Here is a 231-nt window from a genome sequence, read left to right as displayed (position 1 = left end):
CGTCGTGGATGCCCTTGCGCTTGGGATTGAGGAACGGGCCCTCGATGTGGACGCCTAGCACGCCGGGCACGCCCGCCTCGATGGCGGCTTCGGTGGCGCGCAGGGCCTTGTCGACGACGTCGAGATCGTCGCTGATCAGGGTCGGCAGGAAGCCGGTCGCGCCATAGGCGCGATGGGCCGCGCCGATGGCGGCGATGGTCTCGACGGTCGGGGCGTCGTTGAACAGCACCC

1 pseudogene is annotated in these 231 nt (G+C 70.1%); it reads right to left on the bottom strand.

Going from position 1 to position 231, the window contains the following annotated elements:
• Positions 1–231 (bottom strand): annotated as a pseudogene (locus AX690_RS00420) (N-acetylglucosamine-6-phosphate deacetylase); the annotation flags it as partial.

Source organism: Caulobacter sp. CCH9-E1 (genome assembly GCF_001556515.1).
GTDB lineage: Bacteria > Pseudomonadota > Alphaproteobacteria > Caulobacterales > Caulobacteraceae > Caulobacter.
The sequence above is the reverse complement of the archived record's forward strand: the minus strand, read 5'-3'. Positions and strand labels throughout refer to the sequence as shown.